We start from the raw sequence: 12427 nt of genomic DNA, 5'->3' as shown, positions 1-12427 counted from the left end.
TCCAGAAGAACTTCTTTCAAGTGTTATACCATGAAGTGGGCCATGAGGTGGCTACAAGGTCTTTGAAATTTGATAACAAATATGCAAAAGCTGCCTTTGGTTCTAGACTGAAATTCAATTATGAAGATGATGTATTTGTAAGGCTTGAGGAAGAGGCTAAGGCTAGTAAATTCTCTATGAGATTTCTGAAAGTCAAAGATAGGCAGTATCTTAAAGAGTGTTGGTACACGTATACAAGTTCTGTAGCTAAATGTATAAATGCAAGTGAGCTTGACAGATACATCACAACCGTTGCTAAATACAACAAATATTTTGAAGACTAGCCTCAGGAGGCTTAATGAAATGACCTTACTTATTATCTATTTCATCGTTGCACTTATAGTATCCTACATCCACGCGCACATCAGCACGGCTAAGGGTAAGAAATATGATTTGAAGAATGATTGGATATTGTGTCTTCTGTGGCCTCTTGTTATTGTTGCTGTGATTTATACGGCTGTTGGTGAGGGTGAATGAATGACCACAGAATATTCCCCTGAGAAACAATTGATCAAAGACTTCATCCGCTGGGCTAGTGATACACATAAGTGTGCTCTGGTTCAGTTTCCTGATGAATTTGCAGCTAGTGGATATGTGAACTACAGGTTTGTAAATGTGGGCAGTCTAGTTGAGGAGTTTATGAATGACATTCAACGAAAAGATTGAACAGCTAGATAAAGAATTGAGGGAATTACGTAGTGAACTAGAGGGTGATTTGGAGAAATATAACACTCAATGCCCTGATGAGAATAGGTTGATCAATGATCCTGAATATTGCAGACAATGGATAAGAGGTGAAATTGAAAGCAGTTCTAGATGGTTTAGCAAGGAGATTTACAAATGACAGCTAAAGCACCAACACCAATGCCTGAGGATATTCAAAGGTCAAAGGCGCCTACTGCACCACCACGTAGTTGTGAACCTAAACCTAATAACCTTACACTTGAACAAGCATTTGAAATTATGTTTGAGAAATATAAGGGTGCACTTCAGGAGTTGAGTGAGAAATGATATCAAAACGAGAGATGCAACTCGAAGAAGTCCTAATAGACCTGCTGAATACACATTTCTTCTCCAAAGAACTTGAGTGGAGTTGGAAGGAGGGATATTCTTTGTTAGAGAAAGATCCAGACCTATACCGTAAAATTAAAAATTTACTACCAGAGGTTATTGAAAATAAATGACTAGTAAATTAGAGCCACCTAAACCCCCGCTCATGCGTGCAGGATGCAATGGTAATCCGTGCCCTCTATGTGGTAGTGGGATGAAACCTAATTGGTTGTGGTTTAAATCAAAAGGGTGCTACCAGCCTGAATGTGAGAATTATTGTAGAAGGACTAGATAATGGAATTCAAAAACTCAGCAGACATGTTCAGTCAAAACACAAAGGCAATGCGTGAAACAAATGATTGCACTGTCAAAGCGTTTGCTGTAGTCTTTGACACAACCTATGAGAAAGCTCATGCACACTTAAAACATAATTGCGGACGGCAGAACAGGAAAGGTATTATTAGCCGTGATGTGTTGGCACCAAGCTTGAAGAAAACTAAATACAAAATTGGTCCCTATTCAAAGACAAACAGAATTACATTGAAGAATTTCATAGAGAAACACAACACGGGCAGATTCTATGTCTGTGTAAGGGGTCATGCGCTGGCTGTTGTTGATGGAGTTATTTATGATTACAAAGAAGGCTTGCGTAGGCAAGTAACGTGGGCTATGAGGGTTTATTTGGGAGAATAACATGACAGACACATATGAGAAATGCTCATGCGGAAGTAGACAGAAATCTAAGTGTGTGAAGGAGAGTGGACTTGGAGATGGGAAGATGTGTTTGAGACCACTGCCTGATTTCTCTGAAGGATATGTTTTTCCTGAACGGATGAAAACATTTACACCAGATGATTGGGTAGCAGAGTGGGAGAAACTTCAGGAGAATCAAGAATGAGCTTTATAATTTGGGATGAATGTAAAGACATCACTGATGATCAGTGGAACAAAATTGAAATAAAGTTTGGCACTATTGAAGAACGTATTGATATGCAGATAAAGAACGCTATTATCGAATATGTGTCTGATAAGATGGATGCCGAGAGTGTTAAGAAGAAACCAAAACCATATTATCGTAAGGGGAGATGGGAGTGAGTTTCATATTATTTACACTAGGTGTTATTGTAATTTCATATCCGTTCTTCGGAGCTGTGGTTTATGGCGATCCTTGGACTTGGATATTTAAGGAGGTTGAATAATGTTTAAACCAAGACCACCACTAACACAAGAAGAAATTAAAGAGCTTTTGGCTTCTGTCCAATTAAGATCAACACCAAGCGATCCTTGTGCTAAATATCCCGAACTGGTCAGGATGAAAACCAGATACAATGCACAATACGGAGAAGGACAGCTTTATAAAGACTATAAGCTTGCACAGCAAAGGCTGAATAAAGAATGAGTGTAAGAACATTAGAAACCAAACACGAAGGCTTGACAGTCTTCGATACAGTGACAGGAGAACTTCTTTATCACAAGAAACCTAAAGCTGTTAAGATGGGAACCTTTGATAAGTATGTAGGTGTGGATACCAAATATCCTCAAGACTGTGTAACCAAAGACAGCTTGATTGAGTGTCTATCTGTAATGGATGGATATATCAACGATAAGCCTTATCTCACATCTCATAACTTGCTGGATGCTTTGAATCAAGATCTATTAACCCCATTACAACTTAAACTGATTACACATGTTGTTCTCAATCTTACGGGATGGAATATCTATATTGGCACAGTGAAAGACCTATGCTCTTGTGGGACTACAGAAGCAAACATATCTCGTCTGATTAAGAGTCTAGATCCAAATGTACTGAAGGTTAACCATAGAAACAAACCATTCAGGGGCGATATTGTTATTGAAGTCAACCCAACCTATGGCTGGAAAGGTGATGTTAGATATCGAGAAATGAAGATTGCTAGTTGGTATGGATCTTCATATTCTGCTGATTAGCACTTCGTTTAAAACGAACTCATCACCAATGATGAATTGATACACCTGTAAGCCCCTATTTCTGGGGCTAGTTGTATTTACATTACTTATTATACATAAGACAGAGAAATATCTACTAGGAGTTAACTGTTGAAACGAGATATCAAAATAGAAATGAGTGTAAGCCAATACTACCGTAAGCTTGGGGATAATGTAGGTAATACTCCAACCGGAAAGCTGTTAACAAAGGCTGAACAAGAGCATCTGAAAGATTTGTATTATCAATATGCGTTGAAGGTGGAACGTGAAGAACAGGAAGCTTTGAAGATGTATAAGATTAGGAATTATAAACGAGGGAAGAAGTGATGGAAACTGAAATTGAGATTTGGAAAGATATTGAAGGGTATCCCGGCTACCAAGTTAGTAACATGGGGTGTGTTAAGAGTTTGGTAAAGGCTTACAGACGACAAGAGATAATTCTTAAAGGCAGTCCAAATACAACAGGCTATATTCTAGTACAACTTTATCCTGAACCAAGAAAGCGTAAGTCGTTACTTGTGCATAGGCTTGTTATGATGACTTTTCAACCCAATCCTGCAATGGAACAACTAGAAGTTAATCATAAGGATTTAGACACAACAAATAATAAAATGTCTAATCTTGAGTGGGTGACTGAGAAAGAGAATAAAGCTCACTATGTAGCAAGTGATAAGTTTAAAACGGTAATCATCAAAGTACCTAAAGGTGAAGATCAGCACTTATCAAAGCTTACAGAGGAGCAAGTGTTAGAGATTAGGGATATCTACCCAACAATTGAGTATGGAGGTATTAAGAAAGTAATTGCAAGCTATGGTATTTCGAGGAGTGCTTTTGAGGATATAGTCAAAGGTCGTACTTGGAAACACCTTCTTCCAGAAGTGTAAATTTACAACCCCCTCTATTTCAGGAGTCAGCTTTCATTAGCGACTCCTATTTTTGTGCCTAGAAAATATGGTAAGTGGCCTGTAAGCCTTGGTTTATAAGGTACTCAACTCTCAAGACTGCCAGATCTCTAGTAGCTTGTCTTAACGCACCTAGGCGTACGACGGCAATAACCGTGCCAAATAATAAAATATAGAGAAATTCTATCAAGTCTATCTAGTCAATAGACTGTACCTAGCACTAGCAAGCTTTGTGCCAAGTCACTGATCGATAGTTATTATTCACTACTGAGCGTGGTATAACGTAACAGTTCGCATAATCTATTTATTGTTAAATGTTACCTCATACACATAACCTATCAAGACACCTTGTCACTAATCCTTAGTTACCACACCTCACCCTCTCTTGTCAACATAGCCTAACAACACACTACTAGGCAGCTGATATGTGTAGCTGAGGTGTATTGGACAGGTGTTTGGGAGGGATTATTAGTCTGTCCCAGTATGTGGGATGGGAAATTGTGGAGATAGAGAGCATCGTGCTTAACACACAAGGATACTTTAACCACACTCGCACAGCCACTAGAACGCATCTAATAGACTTTGAGAGTACACTTGTACACTAGAATTGATAAGGCTTTGACTGAGTTTAGTAGTATCAACGAAAGAGATACTGGAGAGATGTTTTATTAATACTATCGATAACATTAAGCCTCTCAAGTGAGAGGCTTATAATTCCCTGCTTGAATTAACGGCTACCGTAGTATTGTACTTGACCTGTAACCCCTTTCTCAATAACCATTAAAGCTTCTTTTTCAGTAAGGAGGGTTGCAAGGGGTTTGCTCTTGACTGCTTTCTGTTCATGTCTCCAGTACTTACCGTCAGCCTGAAGAACTACACAGCTAGGACGACGATGTTCTTCTTTAAGTTGTTCACGGACCTCTTGCATGTTGATAGCAATCAGGCTGGTTTCAGTTTTCATTTCCGTATTCCTTTAAGAGGTTTTCTTTGTCTGTGTGGTTAGTATAACAGACTGGACCATGTCGTCAACACTTATTTTCAAAGAATTTTGATTTATTTAAAGCTTCTCAGAACGTTACAGCATTCAAACTTAACAGGAGTGCTCCAGTCTCTCGAAGAGGACTGGAGCATACCACCCGTAATCACCAAACATCAGGAAAGATGTATACTGCTCAGCACGTTCTACATAGTCCCACAAGATCAAGCCATTGATAATGAAGGGAGTGATGACTGGTTGTTTGTCGAAGTGCTCACGTTGTGACATGATATTGTCCTCAGTGCATGTTGTTCAGTTTAAGGAAGTTTGTGATGTCTTCAGCCCCACAGTCATATCCTAAGAACCAGTGGGCTGCATCGAAAGCGGAAGCAAACATTTCTACATCATTACGGCCAATGTAGCCTTTCCAGTTACCGTAGATGTTCTTACGAAGGGACTTATAACCAGTCAGTACAGATTCATTCCCTTTATAGTCAGTGATCTTGTATTCAACTGGTTTTGAAGATTTGATGGTCATTTCGTCTTACTCCACTGTTCGTTTCAGTAAGGTAACTATAGCCCACCTACTAACCTAACACAAGATTTATTTTCAATATTTATCACTCATTATAGCTTCACCACTATCACTCCATATCTTGTGATAAACAGGCTCTGTCTTTACATTCGTGTTGTCTTTAGTAAATGAATAGAGAAGAAAAGCTATTGACAAGAACATTTTAATTCTCCTTGATTATTCAGCTATGTAGCAGTCCGATTCTTTATAACCTTTCATGGCCATGTACTTACGTTCAAGCTTAGCACACTCTTTAAATGCTTGATCCTCTTCTTGTTGTGTGCTAACAGACCAAGATGCTGGCTGATATTCATCACATTGACTAGGAGAGGTGCAGAGTGCTACGTAGAGGAGAATAGTGTACATGATGGTGTTTCCTGTGTTTGTCTTTGATGTAGTAATTGTATAGGCAAACAAGAAGGCCGTCAAGCGGCCTGTAAGGTTTATCTCTATTTATTTTACTCCTTAAAAATCCACTTCCAAGGATCAGCATAGAGAACTGCTCCCCAGAAAGGGTAGGCTATCATTGTGCAGATAGTTGCGAAGATAATAAATTTCATTAATCAAATCACCTTATAAGTTTCATAACCTGTATTGACACTACCAACCCCAATCTCCGTCAGGCTATATTCCTCCAACCTATCCCACACTTGATACTGCTGGCTCCATTTATACAACCTCTTCCCCTTAAGCTCATAACGATAGTCTGTTAATGTATTTTGTCCAGCAACTTTCAGATAAGCTGTTGTGTTGTCAACATATGTGCACAGAAGAGTATGGCGGTTGAAAATGGATTGTTTTAGGAGGTATTTAGAGCCTTCGGTGAAGTGAGTGGTCATGAGACAATCTCCAATTCGTCGGGGTGATACCACAAAGCAAAGTCTCGAGGGTCTTCACCATCTTCGATATTCAAACAATCCGTATCGAGAAGGACGTCTAATCCTTGAAACACTTTAGTGACCGTACCAAGCATTCCGTAGGTTGTTGAGGACTGATTAGTAATAACAACCCGGTCATTCATTTTAAATTCCATCAATTCATCTCCCAATTCATCCGTTTTACATCCCTAGCTTGCTTATAGTCACTATTGTGACAACTCTTTGCTTTCTTTGTGAAGGATGTTTCATTACTACTATAGCTGTGTTTACCCTTCTTGCTTGTGTATTTTTGTTTATATTCGTAGGGATGGCTTTCTGCGAAAGCTTCAGAGAAAGCTTCTGTGTGGATGGTGTTCATTTCAAATAGCCTTCAATTTGATTAGGATCACAAGTCAACATCTTGCTCAAGTCTGTACCACGTACACCAGTGAAGCCCATGGAATGAAGCTGCTTAAGAATGACTTGTTTCTCTCCTTCAGAGAATTTAGTCTCATAAGTTTTAGTGACTACACGTACAGCGCGGCTACCCGAAACAATGCTGACGTTCACTTTAAATCCAAGAGTCTTCATCGCCTGACGAACCGCTTGGGAAGCTTCTTTAGTGGTGTTGTACATGGTGACTCTCCAGAAGGTTTAGCCTAAAGGCTTGTTTGCTTTCGATAGAGCTATATTATTCTTATTCACTGCCCAATGCAAGCACTTTCTTCACATTTTCCAAAGCTTTTCTCACATCTTTATCAGCCTTTTGAAGCATCAAAGGAGAGCTGTCAAATGGTCCTGTGTCTTGAGCATCTAGATAGTGTAGCTGTATTTCCACTTGACGTGCAAGATCTTCATATGCTTTCTGAACAGCTGTGTCTTTCATTTCCCCTCTCCTTCACTCACATTCTGAGCAACATTATCATTAACAATTGTATACCACAAACCAAGCTCACGCCACACTTTCATGCTTGTGTGTCCTTCATTTGCTAATTCTTCAATCCGTATCATAGCAGCACTTAGTGTGATGTGTACAGATGGATTGTGTTGTGTGGTCATTGTGAATAATCCTGCCCTACAGCAATGGAATACATTGCTTGTTCTAGGTTCACAATGACAATTTCAGAGTGTTCTGTGTAGTATGGTGTAACAGCTGCTGTATAATCCAAGAACGCAACCTGATCATAGCGTGCCCAACCACTCACGATTTGACTTTCTCCATCGTCACGGACAAGACGGAAACGAAAGCCGCTATCACCATTCCAGCCTGCACCAACCTCTTTTGTTTCGATTGAATATTTCATTTTACACCTCTTTGAGAGTTCTGTAGTAGGCTGCTGCCTGTTGCGACCATGTTACTAAGGTTCTGGTGACAAGGCAAGCATTTTTTAAGAAAGATTTAAAAGAATTTTGATCACTCAATTCATCGATGACTTCTGCGAAGAATCTACCCCCTACAGGCGACGAATAGCTCTCCCCATGTCCGTTGTTGTCTGAAGGGGTAGAGAGGGAATCTGCATAGGTTTCTTCCTCATCTTCTGGGGTTTGGGCAGGCTTTTGAGCTATAGCCTTGCGATATAATACTTCAACACGCTGAACCTTGCTCACTAACACGTCACGTAGAACAGAGTACTCAGATATTGACATGTCTGTTGTTTTGTACTCTCGTTCAAGGTCCAGCATCATTCCTTGGAGGGTTTGTAACCTCTTAAATTGAGGTAGTATGCGATCTTTAATGTTGATTTTTTTAGTTTTAACTTCATCGTCACCATAAGATGCTACGCAAGCCGAACCGTCTGGATTAAAGTGGACACGCTGAGAACGACCTTGATGCCGTGAGCCTCCAAGCATTTCCCCGCTATAATCATATTGATCCGCGTCACTCCAACTTGCAACGATATAGTTACGCAAGATACACCTCCTGAATCCAAATCACCTTTCAATGTCTAGATTCTAGGAGGTTTTCTACTCACTGTCAAGTATATCTTTTCAGTAAAGCTTCGGCAGTACGTTCGCACGTTTGTCTCGCTGCCAATTCAATAGCCAAATCCAACGCAAGGCTTTACGTCGTCCCGCTTTCTTACCTTCGGTAGTTTCTTTGCTATCCCAAGAATTCATATCCACAGTGAAATAGAAAGCTGCACCTAACAGCAACAGCAGGCTAACACCATCCGTCACACCAAAGAACGCTGCAATACCCGGAAGGATACCAATGCAGTACACGATAAAAGCTAATTCCATTACTTCTCTCCTAATTTAAAGTTTAAACTAAAGTTGTCGAGCTTTACGCCCACATTTACTACAAAGGGTTTTACCACTCACTGCAAGAATCAAAACATAGGGAACGACCCACAGTAAACCTGTCAGTAACACTAACACAATGTTGATGAAGTGTCCACCACCAGATAGACCAGACTTAACACCTATCTGTACACCACATTGTTTGCAGTTGCACATCTTGAGGCTCATGAGATAAGCTCCAATTCATCTTCAGCAAAATAGGAGAAGTCATCTGCAGCATCAAACACAAGAGTGTATGGTAAGCCTGAATCCTCCAAAACTTCGGTTACAAAACCTACGTTATTGTAGAAGCCAGAATACTCATTATTAACTTTAACTTGATCGCTGATTTTAAACTTGCTCATCACTTATCCTCCAAATCATACTTAAAATAATTAGTCCAAGCTTGTTGCCCAACACAATAAAAGATATGAACAGTGTTGTTGTGAAAGCGTTGAATGTCGCCGTTACTCTTCAGGCTAAACTGATAGCTTTCACCAGCTTTGAAGGCTATAGAGCCGTCTGTCATTATTACTGAGTTGAAGCATTTGAGAGTGATCATTCTACACCTTCCAACGATCTGAGTACTAGACCAAGAGACTTGAAGTGTTCACCATCATGATTTGGATTATGAGCCTTGCCACCATAACCCTTAGGACGATAGAAGTATCCTTCGCTATCAAGGTAGATGTTGCCTACTACTTTCTTGTCCAGTTTGAAAGCTTCGATCAATTTAGGCTTGTTCATTTTAGTTAGCCTCATCAGCATAAATAGATTTAACCACATAACGAATCGCTCCGTACTTCATGTCCAGACGGTTAGCCTGAGCAGATGCACGTTTACGTTCAGTATAGACCTTGCCAACCGTGGTTTTAGTCTGAATGTCGATGATTACGTAGGTGGTCATGGCTGCGGTTCCTTGTCCTTGTGTATTGTTTGCTTCGTTAAAGACAGAATAGCACGCTGCGCAGATGAGTCAACAATTATTTTCAATTTATTTTTCACACAGGTAAAGAAAAAGGGACCGAGCGGTCCCTCAATTAGAGTGAGAATGTTTCTCGATGGTTTGCATGGTCATCCCTTAGCATTTCAGCGCGAAGGTAGATTGCATTGGCTACGTCTTGTCGGTAGCAAGGCTCAAGCATGTATCGTAAGACTGTGTTTTCAATTATATCAGCCTTTGCTAACTGCCATGCTCGGTGTGCATCCATTTGTTCAGTGTATCTACCTAGTGCTAGATAATTACCCAACCCATCGTTTACTTGAGCGCTAAAAGGTTTGGTTGGTATCCAGTTAGGGTGTCGTTTATCTGAAACCACATAAACACCAATTGAAGAACAATCCCCACGACCACCTTGTTTAGTCAGGAAACAGTAGTTCACATACTTAGGCACGTAAGCACACGTTTCGGGAGAGTAGTGTTTATTGCCCACAACCAAGATGTCCTTGTCCAACTCTAAACCCTTCCACACTTGATCTGTTGTCCACATCTTGAACTCAGACAAGTATTGCCAGTCATCGCAGATACTTGCACCTACGTATGATGGAGTCTTGGCTAAGTACTTGGGTGACAGGGCCCTCTTCATCATACCTGTCCATTTACCATACACACCTTTGTAGTCCTCATAGTTATCACGATAGTATTCGCTGTGATATTTCAGGTCATTAATACCCCAACTATACAACGTTGGACTTGGTTCTTTTCTTTTTCTTCCCACTCTCTTCGCTCCATAGGTAAACCCCGCACGAGACGGGGTTGTTTTGTAGACTGAAAATCAGTCGTTGTTGTTACTCATCAGGCTTCAGTATGTCATTACAGCTCTTGGATATGACTAGAAGCTTTGATCTGTTTTCTATGCTGCTCTGACTTACCACTTCGGTTAATTCCACGATGCCTTCCACAACCTCGACAAACTTCTCTAGTCTTACCTTCAAAAAGTCGATCTCTTGTTGTTGCAAATCGAAGAGCTGGTTCATCAACTCAATACGTTCTTGTGTATCATCTGTGTTTGACAGGCTCGGAGGTTCCAGAAGAACCTCCCCTACAAACTCTGTCTCGTGGGGGCTATCCAATTCCATCGGTACAAGTGGAACTACTTTGTAATTTGAATCTTCTTCAGCCCAAGGCTGTGGTGAAGTAAACACCGAACTCCTACCGTGACCCTCAACGAGGTAGGCTTTAATAGTAGTCATGTTAGTTGCTCCGGCTGATTGAGGCAAAAGCTTGTGCCAATGTTGGCTTGACACGGACCTTGCCATCTGGGAACCGCCGTACTTCGTACCCTTGCTTTACTTTAATGATAATTCCAATAAAACTGCCATCAAGCTTACTGTAGCACCTTCTGGTTTTGCTGCCAGTAACTGGACTGAATGACGATTTGATCTGTGTTTGATTAGCCATGATATTCACCTATTAGGATGTGGAACTCGCCGTTCCAAGTAACGAACAGAACCATTTCTATTCGCTTACCTCCGTGGGCCGTGACTAACTGCCTGTCACGTATTCAGTGCTCCCTTACTCATGGCTATAGAGTAGGAAATGTCTTACACAAATGCAAGCAAAATGTGTAAAATAATTCAAATCATTTCGTAGGCAGACCTTCCGTGTAGATAAGCCCTTGTAAAATAAGCTCTTCCTCAATCTCCCCCAACTGAAGCGCGTAGGTCAAATCACTTCCCTGATAAGGTGGTGTATCCTCACCAACCCAAAGCCAAGAAAGAAAATGTTCTTCAAGGGTTTCTTTCGAAAGGTTCAACGCATTGCGGCAATCTATCAATGCTTGATTGTAGATCAATGGATCATTCAAGGATTCCAGTACGGCTTTGACTTCTGTGGTCATTTTAAAGCTCCTACGGTTTGAGTTGTGTTTCAGTGTTGAGACAATGTGCCACTGATCGGATCCACAAGCAATAGCCGCCATGAAATAAAATTCTAAAGAAATGCAGAATCTCTCCATTGAAGATATCTATTGATTCCCTTAACGAGCAAGCTTTTCTCTTTATAGAATTTAATCGCTTTAGGAATCAACACCCTCTGGGTGAAGCTCTGCCCCGAAGCAATCTCATAAACTGTTGCTGCTGTGTGGAATAGAGCTTGTTGGATTGTGTTCATTTTACCCTCTGAATTGCTTAAGAGTGTGGTTAGGAGACGCTCTAAATCTTGTTCTAGTTTGGATGGAATGTGTTGGGGTTTCATTCTTGTGGCGCTCCATTACCATTTTCAAAGAAAAAGCAACCCTTATCACTGCAGGATTCAACAGTGGCAGCACCACATCTTCCACAACTATTACTGATTGGTGCAGTTACTCGACCAGCACCGATCGCCATTCGTAGAGTTCGTTCAAGTTCAGCTAGATTCTTTCGCAACTCAGTATTTTCGTGAGTTAGTTTAACAATTTCGCCAAGAGCTTTATAATAATTGTCACTCATAATATTCTCCCTAAAACATCCCAGTTATTTGATGCCATTTGTCTTCTACGAATTTGACACCTTTCACATACCTGATATCACAATCATCGAGTTCTCTACCAATGGTGAGAGCATCGGGTAGAACCCAAGAACTAATGAACTGTTCTAATGCTTTCATACTGAGATTGCAGGCATAAATTGCATCTGCTAAAGCCTCGGTGAAATCAACATCTTCAGTAGATTCATTCAAAGCATTCTGTAGCTGTGTTTTTAATAGGTCAAGAGGGTTCATTTAACCAACTCCAGTTCTTCTTTAGTTGCATAAAATGTCATACCGTCCGTTCGGTCTTCGTGAGAGACTAGAAACTCCCCTAAT

General features: G+C 40.5%; 33 protein-coding genes. 13 read left to right on the top strand and 20 right to left on the bottom strand.

All coding sequences use genetic code 11. The features are described 5' to 3' along the window. From ACGLXV_RS13165 to ACGLXV_RS13105, 13 genes are all read left to right on the top strand, one after another. Positions 1-323: hypothetical protein (locus ACGLXV_RS13165; RefSeq protein WP_391558992.1), on the top strand; the 323-nt coding region annotated here is incomplete at its 5' end. A 19-nt stretch (positions 324-342) separates the two neighbouring features. Beyond that, positions 343-516, top strand: coding sequence for a hypothetical protein (locus ACGLXV_RS13160; RefSeq protein ID WP_391558991.1), 174 nt, complete (start codon positions 343-345; stop codon positions 514-516). Beyond that, on the top strand, positions 517-705 hold the full coding sequence (locus tag ACGLXV_RS13155; RefSeq protein WP_391558990.1) for a hypothetical protein: 189 nt from the start codon (positions 517-519) through the stop codon (positions 703-705). Next, complete coding sequence (locus ACGLXV_RS13150; RefSeq protein WP_391558989.1) at positions 683-883, top strand: hypothetical protein; 201 nt, start codon at positions 683-685, stop codon at positions 881-883. The genes ACGLXV_RS13155 and ACGLXV_RS13150 overlap by 23 nt, the downstream gene beginning before the upstream one ends. Further along, positions 880-1050, top strand: a complete 171-nt coding sequence (locus ACGLXV_RS13145) for a hypothetical protein (RefSeq protein ID WP_391558988.1) — start codon at positions 880-882, stop codon at positions 1048-1050. The genes ACGLXV_RS13150 and ACGLXV_RS13145 overlap by 4 nt, the downstream gene beginning before the upstream one ends. Then, entirely contained in the window at positions 1047-1223 is a 177-nt protein-coding gene (locus ACGLXV_RS13140) for a hypothetical protein (protein ID WP_391558987.1), read from the top strand. The genes ACGLXV_RS13145 and ACGLXV_RS13140 overlap by 4 nt, the downstream gene beginning before the upstream one ends. A gap of 160 nt (positions 1224-1383) precedes the next feature. Further along, positions 1384-1782 (top strand): hypothetical protein, encoded by a 399-nt coding sequence (locus ACGLXV_RS13135; RefSeq protein ID WP_391558986.1) that lies wholly within the window; start codon positions 1384-1386, stop codon positions 1780-1782. A 1-nt stretch (position 1783) separates the two neighbouring features. Next, on the top strand, positions 1784-1987 hold the full coding sequence (locus tag ACGLXV_RS13130) for a hypothetical protein (RefSeq protein ID WP_391558985.1): 204 nt from the start codon (positions 1784-1786) through the stop codon (positions 1985-1987). Next, positions 1984-2184 (top strand): hypothetical protein, encoded by a 201-nt coding sequence (locus tag ACGLXV_RS13125; protein WP_391558984.1) that lies wholly within the window; start codon positions 1984-1986, stop codon positions 2182-2184. The genes ACGLXV_RS13130 and ACGLXV_RS13125 overlap by 4 nt, the downstream gene beginning before the upstream one ends. 103 nt (positions 2185-2287) lie before the next feature. Further along, entirely contained in the window at positions 2288-2488 is a 201-nt protein-coding gene (locus ACGLXV_RS13120; RefSeq protein ID WP_391558983.1) for a hypothetical protein, read from the top strand. After that, positions 2485-3036, top strand: a complete 552-nt coding sequence (locus ACGLXV_RS13115; protein ID WP_391558982.1) for a hypothetical protein — start codon at positions 2485-2487, stop codon at positions 3034-3036. Before ACGLXV_RS13120 ends, ACGLXV_RS13115 begins: the two co-directional genes overlap by 4 nt. Positions 3037-3165: 129 nt before the next feature. Continuing rightward, a complete protein-coding gene (locus ACGLXV_RS13110) occupies positions 3166-3381 on the top strand; it encodes a hypothetical protein (RefSeq protein ID WP_391558981.1) in 216 nt (71 codons plus the stop codon). Beyond that, on the top strand, positions 3381-3938 hold the full coding sequence (locus ACGLXV_RS13105; RefSeq protein ID WP_391558980.1) for an NUMOD4 domain-containing protein: 558 nt from the start codon (positions 3381-3383) through the stop codon (positions 3936-3938). The genes ACGLXV_RS13110 and ACGLXV_RS13105 overlap by 1 nt, the downstream gene beginning before the upstream one ends. Positions 3939-4683: 745 nt before the next feature. Here the strand turns inward: ACGLXV_RS13105 and ACGLXV_RS13100 are convergent. The 20 genes from ACGLXV_RS13100 to ACGLXV_RS13005 form a co-directional block, all read right to left on the bottom strand. Next, entirely contained in the window at positions 4684-4917 is a 234-nt protein-coding gene (locus tag ACGLXV_RS13100; protein WP_391558979.1) for a hypothetical protein, read from the bottom strand. 313 nt (positions 4918-5230) lie between these two features. Continuing rightward, positions 5231-5470, bottom strand: a complete 240-nt coding sequence (locus ACGLXV_RS13095; RefSeq protein WP_391558978.1) for a hypothetical protein — start codon at positions 5468-5470, stop codon at positions 5231-5233. Positions 5471-6069: 599 nt separating this feature from the next. Next, a complete protein-coding gene (locus tag ACGLXV_RS13090) occupies positions 6070-6345 on the bottom strand; it encodes a hypothetical protein (protein WP_391558977.1) in 276 nt (91 codons plus the stop codon). After that, the gene (locus ACGLXV_RS13085; RefSeq protein WP_391558976.1) at positions 6342-6539 is read right to left on the bottom strand and encodes a hypothetical protein; all 198 of its coding nucleotides are present in this window, start codon (positions 6537-6539) and stop codon (positions 6342-6344) included. Before ACGLXV_RS13085 ends, ACGLXV_RS13090 begins: the two co-directional genes overlap by 4 nt. A 199-nt stretch (positions 6540-6738) precedes the next feature. Continuing rightward, the gene (locus ACGLXV_RS13080; protein ID WP_391558975.1) at positions 6739-6999 is read right to left on the bottom strand and encodes a hypothetical protein; all 261 of its coding nucleotides are present in this window, start codon (positions 6997-6999) and stop codon (positions 6739-6741) included. Positions 7000-7060: 61 nt separating this feature from the next. Then, positions 7061-7249: a hypothetical protein gene (locus ACGLXV_RS13075; protein ID WP_391558974.1), complete on the bottom strand. Its 189-nt coding sequence runs from the start codon at positions 7247-7249 to the stop codon at positions 7061-7063. Beyond that, on the bottom strand, positions 7246-7422 hold the full coding sequence (locus ACGLXV_RS13070) for a hypothetical protein (protein ID WP_391558973.1): 177 nt from the start codon (positions 7420-7422) through the stop codon (positions 7246-7248). The genes ACGLXV_RS13075 and ACGLXV_RS13070 overlap by 4 nt, the downstream gene beginning before the upstream one ends. After that, positions 7419-7667: a hypothetical protein gene (locus ACGLXV_RS13065; RefSeq protein WP_391558972.1), complete on the bottom strand. Its 249-nt coding sequence runs from the start codon at positions 7665-7667 to the stop codon at positions 7419-7421. The genes ACGLXV_RS13070 and ACGLXV_RS13065 overlap by 4 nt, the downstream gene beginning before the upstream one ends. Position 7668: 1 nt before the next feature. Next, positions 7669-8274 carry a hypothetical protein gene (locus ACGLXV_RS13060; RefSeq protein ID WP_391558971.1) on the bottom strand — a complete coding sequence of 202 codons (606 nt, stop codon included), beginning with the start codon at positions 8272-8274 and terminating at the stop codon, positions 7669-7671. Between the two features lie 78 nt (positions 8275-8352). Then, a complete protein-coding gene (locus tag ACGLXV_RS13055) occupies positions 8353-8604 on the bottom strand; it encodes a hypothetical protein (protein WP_391558970.1) in 252 nt (83 codons plus the stop codon). A gap of 224 nt (positions 8605-8828) precedes the next feature. Beyond that, the gene (locus ACGLXV_RS13050) at positions 8829-9008 is read right to left on the bottom strand and encodes a hypothetical protein (protein WP_391558969.1); all 180 of its coding nucleotides are present in this window, start codon (positions 9006-9008) and stop codon (positions 8829-8831) included. A 193-nt stretch (positions 9009-9201) separates the two neighbouring features. After that, on the bottom strand, positions 9202-9390 hold the full coding sequence (locus ACGLXV_RS13045; protein ID WP_391558968.1) for a hypothetical protein: 189 nt from the start codon (positions 9388-9390) through the stop codon (positions 9202-9204). Position 9391: 1 nt separating this feature from the next. After that, positions 9392-9550 (bottom strand): hypothetical protein, encoded by a 159-nt coding sequence (locus tag ACGLXV_RS13040; RefSeq protein WP_391558967.1) that lies wholly within the window; start codon positions 9548-9550, stop codon positions 9392-9394. A gap of 133 nt (positions 9551-9683) precedes the next feature. Continuing rightward, entirely contained in the window at positions 9684-10361 is a 678-nt protein-coding gene (locus tag ACGLXV_RS13035; RefSeq protein ID WP_391558966.1) for a hypothetical protein, read from the bottom strand. Between the two features lie 70 nt (positions 10362-10431). After that, positions 10432-10836 (bottom strand): hypothetical protein, encoded by a 405-nt coding sequence (locus tag ACGLXV_RS13030; protein ID WP_391558965.1) that lies wholly within the window; start codon positions 10834-10836, stop codon positions 10432-10434. Between the two features lies 1 nt (position 10837). After that, on the bottom strand, positions 10838-11044 hold the full coding sequence (locus ACGLXV_RS13025; RefSeq protein WP_391558964.1) for a hypothetical protein: 207 nt from the start codon (positions 11042-11044) through the stop codon (positions 10838-10840). 181 nt (positions 11045-11225) lie between these two features. Next, entirely contained in the window at positions 11226-11483 is a 258-nt protein-coding gene (locus ACGLXV_RS13020) for a hypothetical protein (RefSeq protein ID WP_391558963.1), read from the bottom strand. Between the two features lie 92 nt (positions 11484-11575). Next, positions 11576-11839: a hypothetical protein gene (locus ACGLXV_RS13015; protein WP_391558962.1), complete on the bottom strand. Its 264-nt coding sequence runs from the start codon at positions 11837-11839 to the stop codon at positions 11576-11578. After that, complete coding sequence (locus ACGLXV_RS13010; protein ID WP_391558961.1) at positions 11836-12072, bottom strand: hypothetical protein; 237 nt, start codon at positions 12070-12072, stop codon at positions 11836-11838. Before ACGLXV_RS13010 ends, ACGLXV_RS13015 begins: the two co-directional genes overlap by 4 nt. Before the next feature lie 10 nt (positions 12073-12082). Continuing rightward, positions 12083-12343 carry a hypothetical protein gene (locus ACGLXV_RS13005; RefSeq protein ID WP_391558960.1) on the bottom strand — a complete coding sequence of 87 codons (261 nt, stop codon included), beginning with the start codon at positions 12341-12343 and terminating at the stop codon, positions 12083-12085. Positions 12344-12427 lie beyond the last annotated feature (84 nt).

Source organism: Robertmurraya sp. (assembly GCF_036676585.1).
In the GTDB taxonomy this organism is placed as follows: domain Bacteria; phylum Bacillota; class Bacilli; order Bacillales; family Cytobacillaceae; genus Robertmurraya_A.
The sequence above is the reverse complement of the archived record's forward strand: the minus strand, read 5'-3'. Positions and strand labels throughout refer to the sequence as shown.

Excerpts from the sequence above, each read along its gene's own strand:
- ACGLXV_RS13160 (WP_391558991.1), top strand. The coding sequence starts at position 343 with ATGACCTTACTTATTATCTATTTCATCGTTGCACTTATAGTATCCTAC.
- ACGLXV_RS13155 (WP_391558990.1), top strand. The coding sequence starts at position 517 with ATGACCACAGAATATTCCCCTGAGAAACAATTGATCAAAGACTTCATC.
- ACGLXV_RS13150 (WP_391558989.1), top strand. The coding sequence starts at position 683 with ATGACATTCAACGAAAAGATTGAACAGCTAGATAAAGAATTGAGGGAA.
- ACGLXV_RS13145 (WP_391558988.1), top strand. The coding sequence starts at position 880 with ATGACAGCTAAAGCACCAACACCAATGCCTGAGGATATTCAAAGGTCA.
- ACGLXV_RS13140 (WP_391558987.1), top strand. The coding sequence starts at position 1,047 with ATGATATCAAAACGAGAGATGCAACTCGAAGAAGTCCTAATAGACCTG.
- ACGLXV_RS13135 (WP_391558986.1), top strand. The coding sequence starts at position 1,384 with ATGGAATTCAAAAACTCAGCAGACATGTTCAGTCAAAACACAAAGGCA.
- ACGLXV_RS13130 (WP_391558985.1), top strand. The coding sequence starts at position 1,784 with ATGACAGACACATATGAGAAATGCTCATGCGGAAGTAGACAGAAATCT.
- ACGLXV_RS13125 (WP_391558984.1), top strand. The coding sequence starts at position 1,984 with ATGAGCTTTATAATTTGGGATGAATGTAAAGACATCACTGATGATCAG.
- ACGLXV_RS13120 (WP_391558983.1), top strand. The coding sequence starts at position 2,288 with ATGTTTAAACCAAGACCACCACTAACACAAGAAGAAATTAAAGAGCTT.
- ACGLXV_RS13115 (WP_391558982.1), top strand. The coding sequence starts at position 2,485 with ATGAGTGTAAGAACATTAGAAACCAAACACGAAGGCTTGACAGTCTTC.
- ACGLXV_RS13105 (WP_391558980.1), top strand. The coding sequence starts at position 3,381 with ATGGAAACTGAAATTGAGATTTGGAAAGATATTGAAGGGTATCCCGGC.
- ACGLXV_RS13100 (WP_391558979.1), bottom strand. The coding sequence starts at position 4,917 with ATGAAAACTGAAACCAGCCTGATTGCTATCAACATGCAAGAGGTCCGT.
- ACGLXV_RS13095 (WP_391558978.1), bottom strand. The coding sequence starts at position 5,470 with ATGACCATCAAATCTTCAAAACCAGTTGAATACAAGATCACTGACTAT.
- ACGLXV_RS13090 (WP_391558977.1), bottom strand. The coding sequence starts at position 6,345 with ATGACCACTCACTTCACCGAAGGCTCTAAATACCTCCTAAAACAATCC.
- ACGLXV_RS13085 (WP_391558976.1), bottom strand. The coding sequence starts at position 6,539 with ATGGAATTTAAAATGAATGACCGGGTTGTTATTACTAATCAGTCCTCA.
- ACGLXV_RS13080 (WP_391558975.1), bottom strand. The coding sequence starts at position 6,999 with ATGTACAACACCACTAAAGAAGCTTCCCAAGCGGTTCGTCAGGCGATG.
- ACGLXV_RS13075 (WP_391558974.1), bottom strand. The coding sequence starts at position 7,249 with ATGAAAGACACAGCTGTTCAGAAAGCATATGAAGATCTTGCACGTCAA.
- ACGLXV_RS13070 (WP_391558973.1), bottom strand. The coding sequence starts at position 7,422 with ATGACCACACAACACAATCCATCTGTACACATCACACTAAGTGCTGCT.
- ACGLXV_RS13065 (WP_391558972.1), bottom strand. The coding sequence starts at position 7,667 with ATGAAATATTCAATCGAAACAAAAGAGGTTGGTGCAGGCTGGAATGGT.
- ACGLXV_RS13055 (WP_391558970.1), bottom strand. The coding sequence starts at position 8,604 with ATGGAATTAGCTTTTATCGTGTACTGCATTGGTATCCTTCCGGGTATT.
- ACGLXV_RS13050 (WP_391558969.1), bottom strand. The coding sequence starts at position 9,008 with ATGAGCAAGTTTAAAATCAGCGATCAAGTTAAAGTTAATAATGAGTAT.
- ACGLXV_RS13045 (WP_391558968.1), bottom strand. The coding sequence starts at position 9,390 with ATGAACAAGCCTAAATTGATCGAAGCTTTCAAACTGGACAAGAAAGTA.
- ACGLXV_RS13040 (WP_391558967.1), bottom strand. The coding sequence starts at position 9,550 with ATGACCACCTACGTAATCATCGACATTCAGACTAAAACCACGGTTGGC.
- ACGLXV_RS13030 (WP_391558965.1), bottom strand. The coding sequence starts at position 10,836 with ATGACTACTATTAAAGCCTACCTCGTTGAGGGTCACGGTAGGAGTTCG.
- ACGLXV_RS13025 (WP_391558964.1), bottom strand. The coding sequence starts at position 11,044 with ATGGCTAATCAAACACAGATCAAATCGTCATTCAGTCCAGTTACTGGC.
- ACGLXV_RS13020 (WP_391558963.1), bottom strand. The coding sequence starts at position 11,483 with ATGACCACAGAAGTCAAAGCCGTACTGGAATCCTTGAATGATCCATTG.
- ACGLXV_RS13015 (WP_391558962.1), bottom strand. The coding sequence starts at position 11,839 with ATGAAACCCCAACACATTCCATCCAAACTAGAACAAGATTTAGAGCGT.
- ACGLXV_RS13010 (WP_391558961.1), bottom strand. The coding sequence starts at position 12,072 with ATGAGTGACAATTATTATAAAGCTCTTGGCGAAATTGTTAAACTAACT.
- ACGLXV_RS13005 (WP_391558960.1), bottom strand. The coding sequence starts at position 12,343 with ATGAACCCTCTTGACCTATTAAAAACACAGCTACAGAATGCTTTGAAT.